At 72.6% G+C, this 14,706-nt stretch carries 11 protein-coding genes; 7 read left to right on the top strand and 4 right to left on the bottom strand.

The window, feature by feature from the left end:
* Positions 1-227 precede the first annotated feature (227 nt).
* The 3 genes from ACWC91_RS04330 (at position 228) to ACWC91_RS04340 (ending at position 3,132) form a co-directional block, all read left to right on the top strand.
* Positions 228-491, top strand: a complete 264-nt coding sequence (locus tag ACWC91_RS04330; protein ID WP_225075174.1) for a hypothetical protein — start codon at positions 228-230, stop codon at positions 489-491.
* On the top strand, positions 492-2,777 hold the full coding sequence (malQ, locus tag ACWC91_RS04335; RefSeq protein WP_450639786.1) for a 4-alpha-glucanotransferase: 2,286 nt from the start codon (positions 492-494) through the stop codon (positions 2,775-2,777).
* An 85-nt stretch (positions 2,778-2,862) separates the two neighbouring features.
* The gene (locus tag ACWC91_RS04340) at positions 2,863-3,132 is read left to right on the top strand and encodes a hypothetical protein (RefSeq protein ID WP_376501416.1); all 270 of its coding nucleotides are present in this window, start codon (positions 2,863-2,865) and stop codon (positions 3,130-3,132) included.
* Between the two features lie 162 nt (positions 3,133-3,294).
* Here ACWC91_RS04340 and ACWC91_RS04345 read toward each other — a convergent pair whose 3' ends face one another.
* Positions 3,295-3,822 carry a MarR family winged helix-turn-helix transcriptional regulator gene (locus tag ACWC91_RS04345; RefSeq protein ID WP_225075171.1) on the bottom strand — a complete coding sequence of 176 codons (528 nt, stop codon included), beginning with the start codon at positions 3,820-3,822 and terminating at the stop codon, positions 3,295-3,297.
* 78 nt (positions 3,823-3,900) lie between these two features.
* Between ACWC91_RS04345 and ACWC91_RS04350 the strand changes: the two genes are divergently transcribed.
* From ACWC91_RS04350 to ACWC91_RS04360, 3 genes are read left to right on the top strand one after another with little or no spacing between them, the layout of a single operon-like run.
* Positions 3,901-4,866 carry an EamA family transporter gene (locus ACWC91_RS04350; protein WP_450639788.1) on the top strand — a complete coding sequence of 322 codons (966 nt, stop codon included), beginning with the start codon at positions 3,901-3,903 and terminating at the stop codon, positions 4,864-4,866.
* A 36-nt stretch (positions 4,867-4,902) separates the two neighbouring features.
* Positions 4,903-5,862, top strand: coding sequence for a DMT family transporter (locus ACWC91_RS04355; RefSeq protein WP_450639789.1), 960 nt, complete (start codon positions 4,903-4,905; stop codon positions 5,860-5,862).
* A gap of 58 nt (positions 5,863-5,920) precedes the next feature.
* Positions 5,921-6,832: a LysR substrate-binding domain-containing protein gene (locus ACWC91_RS04360; RefSeq protein WP_450639790.1), complete on the top strand. Its 912-nt coding sequence runs from the start codon at positions 5,921-5,923 to the stop codon at positions 6,830-6,832.
* Positions 6,833-6,934: 102 nt separating this feature from the next.
* Here ACWC91_RS04360 and pepN read toward each other — a convergent pair whose 3' ends face one another.
* A complete protein-coding gene (gene pepN, locus ACWC91_RS04365) occupies positions 6,935-9,517 on the bottom strand; it encodes an aminopeptidase N (protein ID WP_225075167.1) in 2,583 nt (860 codons plus the stop codon).
* 112 nt (positions 9,518-9,629) lie between these two features.
* Between pepN and ACWC91_RS04370 the strand changes: the two genes are divergently transcribed.
* Positions 9,630-10,142, top strand: a complete 513-nt coding sequence (locus ACWC91_RS04370) for a DUF1203 domain-containing protein (protein ID WP_225075166.1) — start codon at positions 9,630-9,632, stop codon at positions 10,140-10,142.
* On the opposite strand, the gene ACWC91_RS04375 is transcribed toward ACWC91_RS04370, so the two are convergent.
* On the bottom strand, positions 10,139-11,155 hold the full coding sequence (locus ACWC91_RS04375; RefSeq protein ID WP_225075165.1) for an aspartate-semialdehyde dehydrogenase: 1,017 nt from the start codon (positions 11,153-11,155) through the stop codon (positions 10,139-10,141). The genes ACWC91_RS04370 and ACWC91_RS04375 overlap by 4 nt on opposite strands.
* A 212-nt stretch (positions 11,156-11,367) precedes the next feature.
* Positions 11,368-14,694: a S8 family serine peptidase gene (locus ACWC91_RS04380; RefSeq protein WP_450639792.1), complete on the bottom strand. Its 3,327-nt coding sequence runs from the start codon at positions 14,692-14,694 to the stop codon at positions 11,368-11,370.
* Positions 14,695-14,706 lie beyond the last annotated feature (12 nt).

Genomic DNA, 14,706 nt, shown 5'->3' on the forward strand with positions numbered 1-14,706 from the left:
TCGATCGGCCTTCGCCGGGCGGGGCCGAAGGCAGTGTCGAAGAGTCCTGACCACACCATCCCTGCGGGAAGGTGTCAACGAGAGTGGCCGTTGTGCCGTGATTGCCCCAACCTGGTGAAGGGGAATGTGACCAGCGGCACGTAGGTCGTTCTCATACGTCTGCCGCGGCGAGCACTGGGTAGGGCTGCGGTAATCCCCTTGACGCCGTACTCGACAAGGAGGCCCCCGTGGCCGCACCGGCACATCTTCTGCTCTCGGCCCTGTCCAAACACGTGGCGGAGCCGCCCGCCGACCACCTGCTGCCCGCCGACCCCGGCCTGAGCGTGTTCAGCGCGGAGGGCACCCGCGCCGACGTCCCGCTGACCAGCGAGCCGCCGCTGCCCGACGCCGAGCCGCTGACCAGCGAGCCGCCGCTCGCCGAGACTGCCCCCCTGACCAGCGAATCGGTCGCCGAGTCGGCCGAACAGGACCCCTGTCGAGCGGAGTTGTAGATGACGGAACCGCGGCCGGACGAACCTCCCGGACCTTCCGAAGCTCCCGGATCTCCCGGACCTCTCGGTGACGAGCTGACCCGGCTCGCCGCGCTGCACGGCGTCGCCACCTCCTACAGCCCCTCCCCGGGCCGTACCGTCACCGCTTCCGCCACCGCGGTCGTCGCGGCCCTGGCCGCCCTGGACGTCGACGCGAGCACCACCGCGGCCGCCCGCGCCGCGCTCACCGCTCGCGAACGGGAACGGGACGAACGGCTGCTGCCGCCGACGGTGGTGTGCTGGCTGGGCCCCACGGACAGTCCGACCGGCCGGTCCACGGACGGCTCCACGGACCGCCCCACCGGCGGTCCCGCGACGGATCATCCCGTCACCGGCGGCGACCCCGCGGCCGAGGCGGACGCCGGGCTGCCGCCGGCCGTCCTCGCCGGGCTGCCGCCCGGCACCCGGCTGGACGTCGAGACCGAGCGGGGCGGGACCCGCTCCTGGGTGCACGGTGTGGACGGGACGGACCGCCTGGCCGGCCTTCCGCCGGGCGTCCACCGGCTGACCGCCACCGCCCCCGACGGCCGCACCGGGCAGGCGCACCTGATCGCCGCCCCGCCCCGGCTGCCCACCCCGGCGGGACGCTCGTACGGGCTGCTCGTCCAGCTGTACTCCCTCCTCTCCCACCGCTCCTGGGGCATGGGCGACCTCGGTGACCTCGCCGAGCTGAGCGGCTGGGCGGGACGGGCGCTGGGTGCCGGATTCGTGCAGGTCAACCCGCTGCACGCGGCCGTGCCCGGACCACCCGCCGACCCGTCCCCCTACCGCCCCTCCTCGCGCCGCTTCCCCGACCCGGTGCACCTGCGCGTCGAGGACGTCCCGGAGTTCGCGTACGTCGAGGAGCAGGACCGGCTGCGGCCCTTGCCGGAGCGGGCCGGCCGGCTGCGCGCCGCCGTACTGGACGAGGGCGCGCTGATCGACCGGGACGCGGTGTGGGAGCTCAAGCGGGAGGCGCTGGAGCTGGTGCGGCGGGTGCCGCTCGGTCCCGGCCGCCGCGCCGCCTACGCCGACTTCCTCGCCGGGCAGGGCCGGGCCCTGGAGGACCACGCCTCCTGGTACGCCCTCGCCGAGGTGCACGGCTCGGACTGGAGCCGGTGGCCCGAGGGGCTGCGCGACCCGCGCTCGACGGAGACGGCCCGCGCCCGCGCCGCGCTGGCGGACCGCGTCGACTTCCACTCCTGGCTCGCCTGGCTCACCGACGCCCAGCTCACCGCCGCCCAGCGCACGGCCCGCGAGGCGGGCATGGGGATCGGGATCGTGCACGACCTCGCCGTGGGCGTGCACCCCGGCGGGGCCGACGCCTGGGCGCAGCGGGACCACTTCGCGGCCGGCATGTCGGTCGGCGCGCCGCCGGACGCCTTCAACGCGCGCGGCCAGGACTGGGGCCTGCCGCCCTGGCGCCCCGACCGCCTCGCCGCCTCCGGCTACGCGCCCTTCCGCCGGCTGCTGCGCGCCCTGTTCCGCTACGCGGGCGCCCTGCGCATCGACCACGTCATGGGCCTGTTCCGGCTGTGGTGGATCCCGCAGGGCCTGCCGCCCACCGAGGGCACGTACGTCCGCTACGACGCCGAGGCCATGCTCGCCGTGCTGGTGCTGGAGGCCTCGCGGGCGGGGGCCGTGGTGATCGGCGAGGACCTGGGGACGGTCGAGCCGGGAGTGCGGGAGACCCTGGACCGGCGCGGGGTGCTCGGCACCTCGGTGCTGTGGTTCGAACGGGACTGGGAGGGGTCGGGCCGCCCGCTGCCCCCCGAACGCTGGCGCGCGGACTGCCTGGCGACCGCCACCACCCACGACCTGCCGTCCACCGCGGCCCGCCTCACCGGCGAACACGTCGAACTGCGCCACCGCCTCGGCCTGCTCACCCGCCCCCTGGAGGAGGAGCGCGCTGAGGCCGCCGCGGACACGAGCGAGTGGCTGGCCCTGCTGGCGGAGCTGGGCCTGCTGCCGGGCACGGACGCCGGTGCCGGCGGCTGCTCGGAGGAGGCCGGGATCCAGGCCGTCCACCGCTTCCTGCTGCGCACCCCGGCCCGCATGATCGGCCTGTGGCTGCCCGACACGGTCGGCGACCGGCGTCCGCAGAACCTGCCCGGAACCTGGGACCAGTACCCGAACTGGCGCCTGCCCGTCGCCGACGCCGACGGCCGCCCGGTGACCCTGGAGGACCTCGCCGCGTCCCCCCGGCTGCACGCCCTGACGGACGTGCTGCGGGCGGCCGCTCGGGCCGCGCCGGGCGAGGCGGGCTGACCGCCGGTCCACTCGCACCGCTGCCGGACAGCGGATACGGCACCCCGGGCGCGCGACCCGTTTCGGGGTTCGCTACGTTTGCACCGTGGACAAGAAGAACGCCCTGCGCGCCGGCGCTCTGGCCGCCGGTACGACGCTGATGATGCTGCTCATGTCGTCTCCCGCGCTCGCGCTGACCCGCGACGACGGCGACGACCCCGGCCCGGGCCTGAGCGTCGTCCAGACGCTGGGTCTCTTCGTCGGCCTCCCCCTCCTGCTGTTCCTGGTCATCACCGGCCTGGTCATGGTCCTGGACAAGTCCAAGGACCGGCAGCCGCGCGCGAGCCGGGACGTGGACGTCAAGGCCAAGGCCTGACCGAGTCCTTCTCCCGCCGCGGGCCCGTCCGCAGCACACTCTCTCCGAGGGCGTCGACCTCGCCGTACGTACGCGCACAGCCGCCGTACGTGGGCGAGGTGGGCGCCCCGGGTGCGTTGCGGGACCGGCGGGCCGGGCGACCGCTTGATCACCGGCCGACCCCTACGCCGGCGCCCCCGGTGACTCCGACGTCCCGGCCAGCAGCTCCCTGAGCAGAGCGGCCAGCTCGCCCGCCCGTTCGGCGTCCAGGGCGGACAGCGCCTCCGTCTGCGCGGCCAGTCCCGCCCCGACCGCCTCGTCGATGAGCCGCAGCCCCTTGTCGGTCAGCGTGACCTTGAGACCGCGGCGGTCGTGCGGATCCGGCGAGCGGCGCAGCAGCCCCGCGGCCTCGAGCTTGTCCAGCCGCCCGGTCATCCCGCCCGTGGTGAGCATGAGCGTCGCCGAGAGCTGCCGGGGCGAGAGGGTGTAGGGCTCGCCGGCCCGGCGCAGCGTGGCCAGCACGTCGAACTCGCCCCGCGAGATCCCGAACGGCGCGTACGCCTTCTCCATCCGGTCTCCCATCGCCCGCGAGAGCCGGAAGATCCGCCCGAAGACCTCCATCCCCGCGGTGTCGAGATCGGGCCGCACGGCCGCCCACTGGCCGATGATCGCGTCGACGGCGTCCCTGCGCTGCTGGGGGCGTTCACTCATGGACCGAGTATCCGTCGCCTTACGGTCGACCGCAAGAAAGTAGCTTGACGGTAAGTAGCTTACAGCTAAGCTAATTGCATGGCTGTCTCCCGGCGTCCCGCCGCCACCTGGTCCCTTGCCGCCTTCACCGCCCTCGCCCCCGTCTCCTGGGGCACCACCTATGCCGTCACCACCGAGTTCCTGCCGCCCGGCCGGCCCCTCTTCACGGCGCTGGCCCGGGCGCTGCCCGCCGGGCTGCTGCTCCTCGCGCTGGCCCGGGTGCTGCCGAAGGGCGCCTGGTGGTGGAAGGCGGCGGTCCTCGGCGCGCTGAACATCGGCGCGTTCTTCCCGCTGCTGTTCCTGTCCGCGTACCGCCTGCCGGGCGGGATGGCGGCGGTCGTCGGCTCGGTCGGACCGCTGTTCGTCGTGGGACTCTCGGCACCGCTGCTGGGGCAGCGGCCGACGGGGCGGGCACTGCTCACCGGGGCCGCGGCCGCGTTCGGGGTCAGCCTCGTCGTGCTGAGGGCGGCCGGGGCGCTGGACGGCGTGGGTGTCGCCGCCGCCCTCGCCTCCACCGCCTCGATGTCCACCGGCACCGTGCTGGCCAAGAGGTGGGGCCGCCCGGCCGGTGTGGGTCCGCTCGCGCTCACCGGCTGGCAGCTCACCGCGGGCGGACTGCTGATCGCGCCCCTCGCCCTGCTGGCCGAGGGACCGCCGCCCGCCCTGGACGCCCGGGCCCTCGGCGGCTACGCCTATCTCGCCCTGGCCAACACGGCACTCGCCTACTGGCTCTGGTTCCGCGGCATCGGCAGGCTCTCCGCCACCCGGGTCACCTTCCTCGGCCCGCTGTCACCGCTCACCGCCGCCGTGGTCGGCTGGGCCGCCCTCGGGCAGGCGCTCACCCCGGTCCAGCTCGTCGGCATGGCGCTGGCGTTCGGGGCGACGCTGGCGGGACAGCTCGGCACCGCCCGCCCGGCGGCCGCACCGCCGAAACCATTCAGCTCCACTGAAAGGAATGCTCGAAAAGATTCGATGGACCTGACCGGTTCGGTGCTGCGACGGTAGAGCGGACCCCGCTCACCCATCAGCGAGAGGACCTACGTGGCCGACGTCCGCCCCCGGACCACCACACCGCCCCCAGCCACGGGCAGCCGCCCCACCGCCCGCCCCACCGCCACGAGCGGCCCGAGGGCGGGCGCCCCCGCCCTCGGAACCGCGCTCGCCGCCCTCGCCACCGTCGTCTGGGCCGGCAGCTTCGTCACCTCGCGCGCCCTGCACGACAGCGTGCCGCCGGTGCAGCACGCGTTCTGGCGCTGGGTGGTGGCACTGGCCGCCGTCGCCCCGTTCGGCGCCCGCGCGGCCTGGCGGCAGCGGGAACTGGTCCGGCGCCACTTCGGCTATGTGCTGCTGACCTCCCTCCTCGGCGTCGCCGTCTACAACACCCTGGTCAACCAGGCGGGCCTGACCACCCCGGCGGCCAACATGGGCATGATCATGGCGGCCTCGCCGGTACTGATGGCGGTCTTCGAACGGGCGAGCGGTGTACGGCTCGGAGCGCGCCGGGTCGTGGGGCTGCTGACCGCCTGCGCGGGCGTGCTGCTGCTCGTGGGCGGGGGAGGGGCGGCGTCGTTCACGGCCGGGGACCTGTGGATGATCGTCGCGGCCTGCTGCTTCGGTTCCTACAGCGCCCTGCTGCGCCGCCGCCCCGCCGAGTTCGACGGCGTCGCCTTCCTGTTCACCACGTTCCTGTTCGGCACCGTGCTGCTCCTGCCCGCGCAGGCCGTCAGCCTCGCCGTCCAGGGCGGCTTCGAACCGGCCCCCGGCACGGTGCTGCCCCTGCTCTACGTCGGCGTCATGTCCTCCGCCGTGGCGTTCTTCGCCTGGGGCAAGGCGATCGCCCTCGTCGGCCCGACCCGCGCCGGACTCGTCTACTACCTGCAACCGGTCTGCGTGGCCCTGCTGTCGTGGGCCCTGCTCGGCGAGGCGATCGGCCCCCGGCAGGCGCTGTGCATGGCGCTGATCCTGGGCGGGGTGGTCCTCGGCACGGCTTCGCGCCGCTGAGGCCACTCGCGCGGGAACTCCGCAAGGCGGCCCCGTACAGCCCGTATAGGTTGCCGCCATGGCCGAGTGGGAGATCCGGAAGCTGCTGATCCTGCGGACCCTGCGGGAGCAGGGGACCGTGACCGCGACGGCCGAGGCGCTGCGCATGACGCCGTCCGCCGTCTCGCAGCAGCTGACCAACCTGTCCAGGCAGCTCGGGGTGGAACTGCTGCGGGCGCAGGGGCGGCGGGTGCGGCTCACGGACGCGGCGCGGCTCGTGCTGCGGCACGCCGAGGCCGTGTTCGAACAACTGGAGCGCGCGGACGCCGAGCTGGCCGCGTATGCCAAGGGCGAGGCGGGTGAGGTGCGGGTGGGTGCCTTCTCCACCGCGGTGCCCGCGCTCGTGGTGCCGGCGGTACGGGCGCTGCGCGGCACGCATCCGGCGGTGACCGTCCGGGTCCGGGAGGCGGAGGCGGGCGAGGCCTACGAGCTGCTGGCGGCCGGAGAGGTCGACCTCGCGCTGTCCCTTGCCGCGCAGGCGCCCAGCGCGGTGGACCCGCGGTTCACGCTGGTGCCGCTGCTCGCCGACCCGCTCGACCTCGCTCTGCCGCCGGGGCACCGGCTGGCCTCGGCGGCCCGGGTACGGCTCGCCGAGCTGGCGGAGGAGGCGTGGATCTTCGGCGGCAGCGGCCCCTGGTCGGACATCACGCGCACGGCCTGCGAGGCGGCCGGGTTCAGCCCGTACCAGGGCCACTCGGCGGCCGGCTGGACGGCGATCCTGGCGATGGTGGAGGCGGGCATGGGCGTGGCACTCGTCCCGCGCATGGCGGCGGTGAGCAGGGAGGGCGTCGTGATGCGCGCCCTGGCCGCCGACCGGCCGTACCGGCATGTGGTGGCGGCCGTGCGCAAGGGGGCGCGGGACGCGCCCGCGCCCGCGAGGGTGCTGGAGGCACTGCGGTCCGCGGCCGCCGGGCTCGCCCGCCCCGAGTGACGGGAGAAGACGGAGACCGGAAGGGAAAGGGGCGCCCGGTCGAACACCGGGCGCCCCCTGTCGCCGCACGGACGGCGGTACGGCATCGCCGTACCGGCGGTGTTACGGCTGGGCCGCCGCGTCCGCCGCCTGGGCCTTCAGGGCGCGCTCGACGCCCGCCCGCGACTCGGAGACCAGCCGGCGCAGTGCCGCGTTCGGCTCGGCCGAGGCCAGCCACTCGTCGGTCTTGCGCAGGATGTCCTCGGACACCTGGATCGACGGGTAGAGGCCGACCGCGATCTGCTGGGCCATCTCGTGGGAGCGGGCGCCCCAGATGTCCTTGACCACCTCGAAGTACCGGTCGGCGTAGGTCGCCAGCAGCTCGCGCTGGTCGGTCTGGACGAAGCCCGCGATGACCGCCTCCTGGACGGCGTTCGGCAGCTTGTCGGACTCGATGACGGACGCCCAGGCCTCCGCCTTGGCCTCCTCGGTCGGGCGGGCGGCGCGGGCGGTGGCCGCGTGCCGCTCACCGGCCGCGGTCTTGTCGCGCTCGTACTCGCCCGCGATCTCCGCCTCGTCGAACCGGCCGACGGCCGCGAGCCGCTCCACGAACGCCCAGCGCAGCTCCGTGTCGACGACCAGGCCCTCGATGGTCTGCGAGCCGTCCAGCAGGGACTCGAGCAGGTCCAGCTGCTCCGGCGTACGGGCGGTCGCCGCGAAGGCGCGCGCCCACGCCAGCTGGTGGTCGCTGCCCGCGTCCGCCGCGCGCAGATGGGCCAGCGTGGCGTCCGTCCAGCGGGTGAGCAGGGCCTCGCGGGCGGCCGGGTCGGCGTACAGGTCGACGGCCAGCTTCACCTGGCGGTGCAGCGACTGCACGACACCGATGTCGGACTCCTTGCCGATCCCGGACAGCACCAGCGACAGGTAGTCGCGGGTCGCCAGCTCCCCGTCCCGGGTCATGTCCCAGGCCGACGCCCAGCACAGGGCGCGCGGCAGCGAGGACTCGAAGTCGCCCAGGTGCTCGGTGACGACGGCCAGCGACCCCTCGTCCAGGCGCACCTTGGCGTACGACAGGTCGTCGTCGTTGAGCAGGATCACCGCCGGGCGGGGCCGGCCGGCCAGCTGCGGCACGGCGGTCAGCTCGCCGTCCACGTCCAGCTCGATCCGGCCGTCCGCGGCGCGCACCAGCTTGCCGCTCGCCTCGTCGAGGTCGTACAGGCCGACCGCGATCCGGTGCGGGCGCAGGGTCGACTCGCCCTTCGCGCCGGCGGGCAGGGCGGGGGCCTCCTGGCGGATGGCGAAGGAGGTGATGACGCCCTGGGCGTCGGTCTCGATCTCCGGGCGCAGGATGTTGATGCCGGCCGTCTCCAGCCACTTCTTCGACCAGGTCTTCAGATCGCGCCCGGAGGTCTCCTCCAGCGCGCCCAGCAGGTCGGACAGGCGCGTGTTGCCGTAGGCGTGCCGCTTGAAGTACGCCTGCACGCCGCGGAAGAACTCGTCCATGCCGACGTAGGCCACCAGCTGCTTGAGGACGCTCGCGCCCTTGGCGTAGGTGATGCCGTCGAAGTTGACGAGCACGTCGTCCAGGTCGCGGATCTCCGCCATGATCGGGTGGGTGGACGGCAGCTGGTCCTGCCGGTACGCCCAGGTCTTCATCTGGTTGGCGAACGTGGTCCACGAGTGCGGCCACTTCGAGCCGGGGGCGTACGCCATGCAGGCGGCCTCGGCGTAGGTGGCGAACGACTCGTTCAGCCACAGGTCGTTCCACCACTCCATGGTGACCAGGTCGCCGAACCACATGTGGGCCAGCTCGTGCAGGATCGTGGTGGCCCGCGCCTCGTACGCCGCGTCGGTCACCTTGGACCGGAAGACGTACTGGTCGCGGATGGTGACCGCGCCCGCGTTCTCCATCGCGCCCGCGTTGAACTCCGGCACGAAGAGCTGGTCGTACTTCTCGAACGGGTAGGCGTAGTCGAACTTCTCCTGGAACCAGTCGAAGCCCTGCCGGGTCACCTCGAAGATCGCGTCCGCGTCGAGGAACTCGGCGAGCGAGGGCCGGCAGTAGATGCCGAGCGGGACGGACTGCCCGTCCTTCTCGTACACGCTGTGCACGCTGTGGTACGGGCCGACGATCAGCGCCGTGATGTACGTCGAGATGCGCGGCGTCGGCTCGAACACCCAGACGTCGTTCTCGGGCTCGGGGGTCGGCGAGTTGGACACGACCGTCCAGCCCTCGGGCGCCTTGACCGTGAACTGGAAGGTGGCCTTCAGGTCCGGCTGCTCGAAGTTGGCGAAGACCCGGCGGGCATCCGGGACCTCGAACTGGGTGTAGAGGTAGGCCTGGTCGTCGACCGGGTCGACGAAGCGGTGCAGGCCCTCACCGGTGTTGGTGTACGCGCAGTCGGCGACGACGCGCAGCACGTTGCGGCCCCGGAGCAGTCCCGGCAGGGCGATCCGGGAGTCCTCGAAGACCTCGGCGGGGTCGAGGGAGTCGCCGTTGAGGGTCACCTCGTGGACGGCCGGGGCCACCAGGTCGACGAAGGAGGCGACGCCGTCCTCGGCGACGTCGAAGCGCACCGTGGTCACGGACCGGTAGGTGCCGCCCTCCTGCGCGCCGGAGAGGTCGAGATCGATCTCGTACGAGTCAACGGTGAGCAGCTTCGCCCGCTGCTGCGCCTCTTCGCGAGTCAGGTTTGTGCCAGGCACGCGGTCATCTCCTCGTGATGTGTGGATTGCGCCATCCTTCCACGTGACCCGCGCGGAACGCGACGACCGGATCCCGCCGGTGACCGGGGCGGCGGGGCGTGAGGCTGAGGGCATGACGACAGTGAGTGAAACGACGGGACACAGCGCGCGTGCCATCGCCCCGGCCGTGCTGGCGCGACTGCGGGAACGGGACGACGCCGGACGTCCGGCGGCCCCGTTCACCGACGAGGAGGGCGGCGCGCCCCTGCGCTGCTGTCTGCGCAGGAGCGAGCCGGGGGAGCGGACAGCGCTGGTCTCCTACGCCCCGCTGCGGCGCTGGGCGGCGGAGACGGGCGCCGCTCTGGGCGCGTACGACGAGCAGGGGCCGGTCTTCATCCACGCGCGGGAGTGCGCGGGGCCGGCCGGTGAAGACCACCCGTTCACCAACGCCCACCGTGTGGTCCGGCGCTACGGCGCCGACGGGCACATCCTGGGCGGGCGGCTGGTCGGGGAGGGCTCCCCCCGGTTCGACGCGGCCTTCGCGGAGGCGTTCGACGACCCGGCCGTGGCGCTCGTCCACGTCCGGGCCGTCGAGTACGGCTGCTTCCTCTACGAGGTGCGCAGGAACCAGGTGGGCACCGACTAGCCCTTGAGCTCAGCCGCCACCAGCTCCGCGATCTGCACCGCGTTCAGGGCCGCGCCCTTGCGGAGGTTGTCGTTGGAGATGAACAGGGCCAGGCCGTTGTCCACCGTCTCGTCGCGGCGGATGCGGCCGACGTACGACGGGTCCTGGCCGGCCGCCTGGAGCGGTGTCGGGATGTCGGAGAGGGCGACACCGGGGGCCCCGCCCAGCAGCTCGGTCGCGCGCTCCACACTGAGCGGGCGCGCGAAACGGGCGTTGACCTGGAGGGAGTGGCCGGAGAAGACGGGCACGCGCACGCAGGTGCCGGACACCTTCAGCTCCGGGATCTCCAGGATCTTGCGGGACTCGTTGCGGAGCTTCTGCTCCTCGTCGGTCTCGTTCAGGCCGTCCTCGACGAGGTTGCCCGCGAAGGGGAGCACGTTGAAGGCGATCGGGCGCTTGTAGACGGACGGCTCGGGGAAGTCCACGGCCGCGCCGTCGTGGGTCAGCCTGTCGGCGTCCGCGACGACCTTCTGGGTCTGGCCGTGCAGCTCGGCGACGCCCGCGACGCCGGAGCCGGACACCGCCTGGTAGGTGGCGACGACCAGCGCCTGAAGGCCCGCCTCCGCGTGCAGCGGCTTGAGGACCGGCATCGCGGCCATCGTGGTGCAGTTCGGGTTGGCGATGATGCCCTTGGGACGGTTGGCGATCGCGTGCGGGTTCACCTCGGACACCACCAGCGGGACGTCCGGGTCCTTGCGCCACGCCGAGGAGTTGTCGATCACCACGGCGCCCTGCGCGGCGACCTTCTCGGCCAGCGCCTTCGAGGTCGCGCCGCCCGCCGAGAACAGCACGATGTCCAGGCCGGTGTAGTCCGCGGTGGCCGCGTCCTCCACCGTGACCCCGTCGAGGACCGTCCCCGCCGAGCGGGCCGAGGCGAACAGGCGCAGCTCGGTGACCGGGAAATCGCGCTCCGTGAGGATCCCGCGCATGACCGTGCCGACCTGACCGGTGGCTCCGACGATTCCGATCCTCACGGTGACTCCTTCTGCTCACTTCACTGACTCTGCGTACGCGGTACGCGCAGGACGGTTCCATCATGCGTCTGTCCCGGGTCCGTCTGTCCAATCCATTGCCCACGGAGTGGGACGGCGCGGGACGGCAGGTTGGCGGGCTCCGCCGGAAACGCAAGGGGCGGGCTCCGAGTGGAGCCCGCCCCGCCGTCACGTACCGGAGGTGGAGACCGCCGTTACTGGACGACCTTGCCGATCTTCACGCTGCCGAGGCCCGCGGCGGTGCCGCGGGTGTTCAGCACCTGCACCTCGCCGAAGAACTCGCGGCCCGCCGGGGCCGGCTCGTTCGCGATGACGTCGGCGGAGATCTGCGCCGTGCCGTTCGGGGCGAGCGAGTACACCTTCGCCTCGTCGACCTTGACCGAGCCGAGCGCCGCCGAGTAGTACACGTCCCGGTAGTCGTAGGCCGTGGTGCCGGCCGGCACCGAGTAGGCGTCGATCAGGACGGTGTACGTGCCCGCGGCGGGCTTGGCGATGGAGACAGCCTCCTCCGAGCCGCCCGCGGCCGAGTAGGCGACGCGCGTGCCGGCGGCGTTGTAGACGTACAGGTCCAGGTCGGCGCCGGCGTCCGAGACGTTGCCGATGGCGACGTCCAGGCGCTCGGCACCGGCGGGGACGACCACCGTCATGGTCTTGGAGTCACCGTCGGCGATGGTGGGGCGGTCCGACTTCGACGAGCCCAGCGAGCCGCCCTTCAGCTTGGCGTCCAGCCCGGCGAGCTTGTTCGTCAGCGTCCAGGACACAGGGGCCGGAGTACCGGCCTTCGCCTCGTCGACCGTCTGCACCGCGGGGCTGAAGTCCAGCCCGTACACCGCCGCGTTCAGCGTGTACGGGTTGTCCAGCAGCGGCGAGGTACGACGCGACTCGACCTCGATCTCCCACACTCCCGGCATCGGCTTGGCGTACGAACGCACGTCCGGACGGCAGGTGTTGGCCGGGTTGTTGTAGTTCGGGTAGCAGTACGGCGTCGACGTGTTGTCCACCGGGGTGCCGTACGGGTGGATCGCGATGAAGCGGGTCTGGCTGCCGTCCTTGAGACCGCTCATCGAGACCTCGAGGGTCTTCGCGCCCTCCGGGACGGTCACGAAGTACGACGTGGTGCTGTTGCGCTGCGCGACGCCCGACACCGAGTAGGTGTAGGACGGCTTGGCGATCTCCGTGGAGACCACGACGGTCAGCATGATCTGCTTGTCCACGCCCTCGGTGCGGCGGTCGTCGACCTCGAGGATCGCGCTGTGCACACCGGCGGAGGCGGGACGCGCCTCGATCTTGACCGTCACCGGCTTGTTCAGCGGCAGCGAGACCTCGGGCGAACCGACGATCTTGAAGGTGCCGTCGTCGTTCTTCAGGCTCAGGTGGTGCTTGACCGAACCGGCCTGGCCCGTCGTACGGGTGACCTGGACCTCGTAGGTCTTCTTCTGGCCCTTCTTCAGACCGCCCTCGCGGTCGTACAGGCCGGTGCCGAAGTCGGGGGTCTTCAGCGCCCAGGACAGCGAGGTGTTGACCGGGGCCTTGACCGTGTACTCGTGCGCCGAGGCGCCCTTCTCGATCGACTTCCAGGCCTTGACGATGTCCATCAGGCCCGCGCCCTCGCTGTGCGGCTGCTCGCCCTTGATGTGCTGCGCGGTCGAGATCAGCGCGGTGCGGAGCTTCGCCGGGGTGAGGTCGATGCGCTGCTGCTTGGCCGCCGACAGCAGCAGCGCGGACGCGCCGGCCGCCTGCGGGGAGGCCATCGAGGTGCCCTGGAGCATCGAGTATCCGGCCGGCAGCGAGTAGCCGGCCTCGGCGACCGGGCCGCCGGGCAGCCAGGTCTGGGTGGTGTTGATGGCCGCGCCGGGCGCCGAGATGATCGGCGTGAAGCCGCCGTCCTCACGCGGACCGCGCGAGGAGAACGGCATCATGGCGTACGACTTGTTCACCACGGAGCCGTAGTTGGCCGCCCAGGTCTCCTTGGAGATGGTCGCGCCGACCGAGATGACCTTGTCGGCGAGGCTGGGGTCGCCGATGGTGTTCAGGCCCGGGCCGCTGTTGCCCGCCGAGATGACGAGCTGCACGCCGTAGGTGTCGATGAGCCGGGTGTACAGCTCCGCGCGGGCGTTGTTGCCGTCGTTGAGCGCCGGCAGGCCGCCGATGGACATGTTGACGATGTCCACGCCGCGGTTGACGACGAGGTCGATCATGCCCTCGGTGAGCGCGACGTTGGTGCAGCTGCCGCTCCAGGTGCAGGCGCGGGAGGAGACGATCTTCGCGCCCGGGGCGGCGCCGTTCATCTTGCCGCCGAACAGGCTGTTGGCGGCGGTGATGCCGGCGACGTGCGTGCCGTGCTCGGACTCGATCACGCCGATGTTGACGAAGTCGGCCTTCTTGCCGATCCAGGACCCGCCGTAGGGGTCCATCGCCACGTCCTTGCGGATCTCCACGACGAACGGCACGCGCAGGTCGGCGCCGGTCGCCGGGTCCTTCTTGTCCTGGCCGAAGTAGCCGACCTGGTAGCCGTCCTTGTACGGCTTCATCGGGACGTCGTCCGTGAAGTCGTTGTTGTTGTTCAGGTCGACACGGACGGTGCCGTTCGCCGGGTCGTACAGGACGCCCCACACGCTGGTGGTCCTGCCGTCGCGGTCCAGGTCGCCGTCGGCGTCGCCGCCCTTGGTCGCGGACTCGCTGAAGGTGTTGAACAGGAAGGAGCCCGCCGGGGTCTTCCAGGTCTTGCCGCCCGAGGTGAACTGGGGGCCCGTGACGCTGGCGGTCATCGGGCGCCAGGTGCCGTCGCTGTCGACGATCGGGTCGGTCGCGGTGACCCAGTCGACGATCTTGCGCTCACCGGTGGTGGTCTTCTGGAGCGCCGGGTGGCCGAGGTCCACGCCGGAGTCGAGGACGCCGATGGTGACGCCCCGGCCGTCCGCCTTCGGGTTCTTCTTCACGAAGTCGACGGCGCCCGTCTCGAAGGACGGGTTGTACGGGTTCTCGGCGGGGGTGTTCTTGTCCGGCGCCGCGTAGGTGCCCTTGTCCTTCCCCTTGCCCTTGTCCTTGCCCTGGGGGGCGTCGGCCTCGGGCCTCGGGTCGTCGAGCGGGATGTCCTGCTTGAGGTCGATGGCCTGCACGGAGGACAGCTTCGCGGCGGCGGCGATCGCCGAGTCCGCCTTGTCCGTCGGCACGGTGGCGCGGACGTAGCCGAGCTTGTCGTAGGTGCGGCCCACGGCGCCGCCGTCGATCGCGTCCAGCTGCTTGGCGACCTGCGCGGTCTGCCCGGGCGCGGTCGCGATCATCATGGTGACGTTCTTGGCGCCCTCGGCCTTGGCCTCGGCGAGCAGTTCGGCGTCGGCCGAACCGAGTTTGTCGCCCGCCGGCTTGACGGTCGGGTCGGTGGACGCGGGGCCGTCCTGGGCGACGGCCAGGGGTATCGGGCCGGCCACGGAGAGCGCGGCCACCACGCCGGCGGCCATGGCGATGCGGGCCAGGCGTCTCGCGCCCGTGAGCGGTGCGCGCTGGGGGTCGGGGGTCATCGGCATCCCTTG

The sequence above is a fragment of the Streptomyces sp. NPDC001204 genome (genome assembly GCF_053598035.1).

What these genes read in the sequence shown, in the direction of transcription:
- malQ (WP_450639786.1), top strand. Translation starts at nt 492, where the DNA reads ATGACGGAACCGCGGCCGGACGAACCTCCCGGACCTTCCGAAGCTCCC.
- ACWC91_RS04345 (WP_225075171.1), bottom strand. Translation starts at nt 3,822, where the DNA reads ATGAGTGAACGCCCCCAGCAGCGCAGGGACGCCGTCGACGCGATCATC.
- ACWC91_RS04350 (WP_450639788.1), top strand. Translation starts at nt 3,901, where the DNA reads ATGGCTGTCTCCCGGCGTCCCGCCGCCACCTGGTCCCTTGCCGCCTTC.
- ACWC91_RS04360 (WP_450639790.1), top strand. Translation starts at nt 5,921, where the DNA reads ATGGCCGAGTGGGAGATCCGGAAGCTGCTGATCCTGCGGACCCTGCGG.
- ACWC91_RS04370 (WP_225075166.1), top strand. Translation starts at nt 9,630, where the DNA reads ATGACGACAGTGAGTGAAACGACGGGACACAGCGCGCGTGCCATCGCC.
- ACWC91_RS04380 (WP_450639792.1), bottom strand. Translation starts at nt 14,694, where the DNA reads ATGACCCCCGACCCCCAGCGCGCACCGCTCACGGGCGCGAGACGCCTG.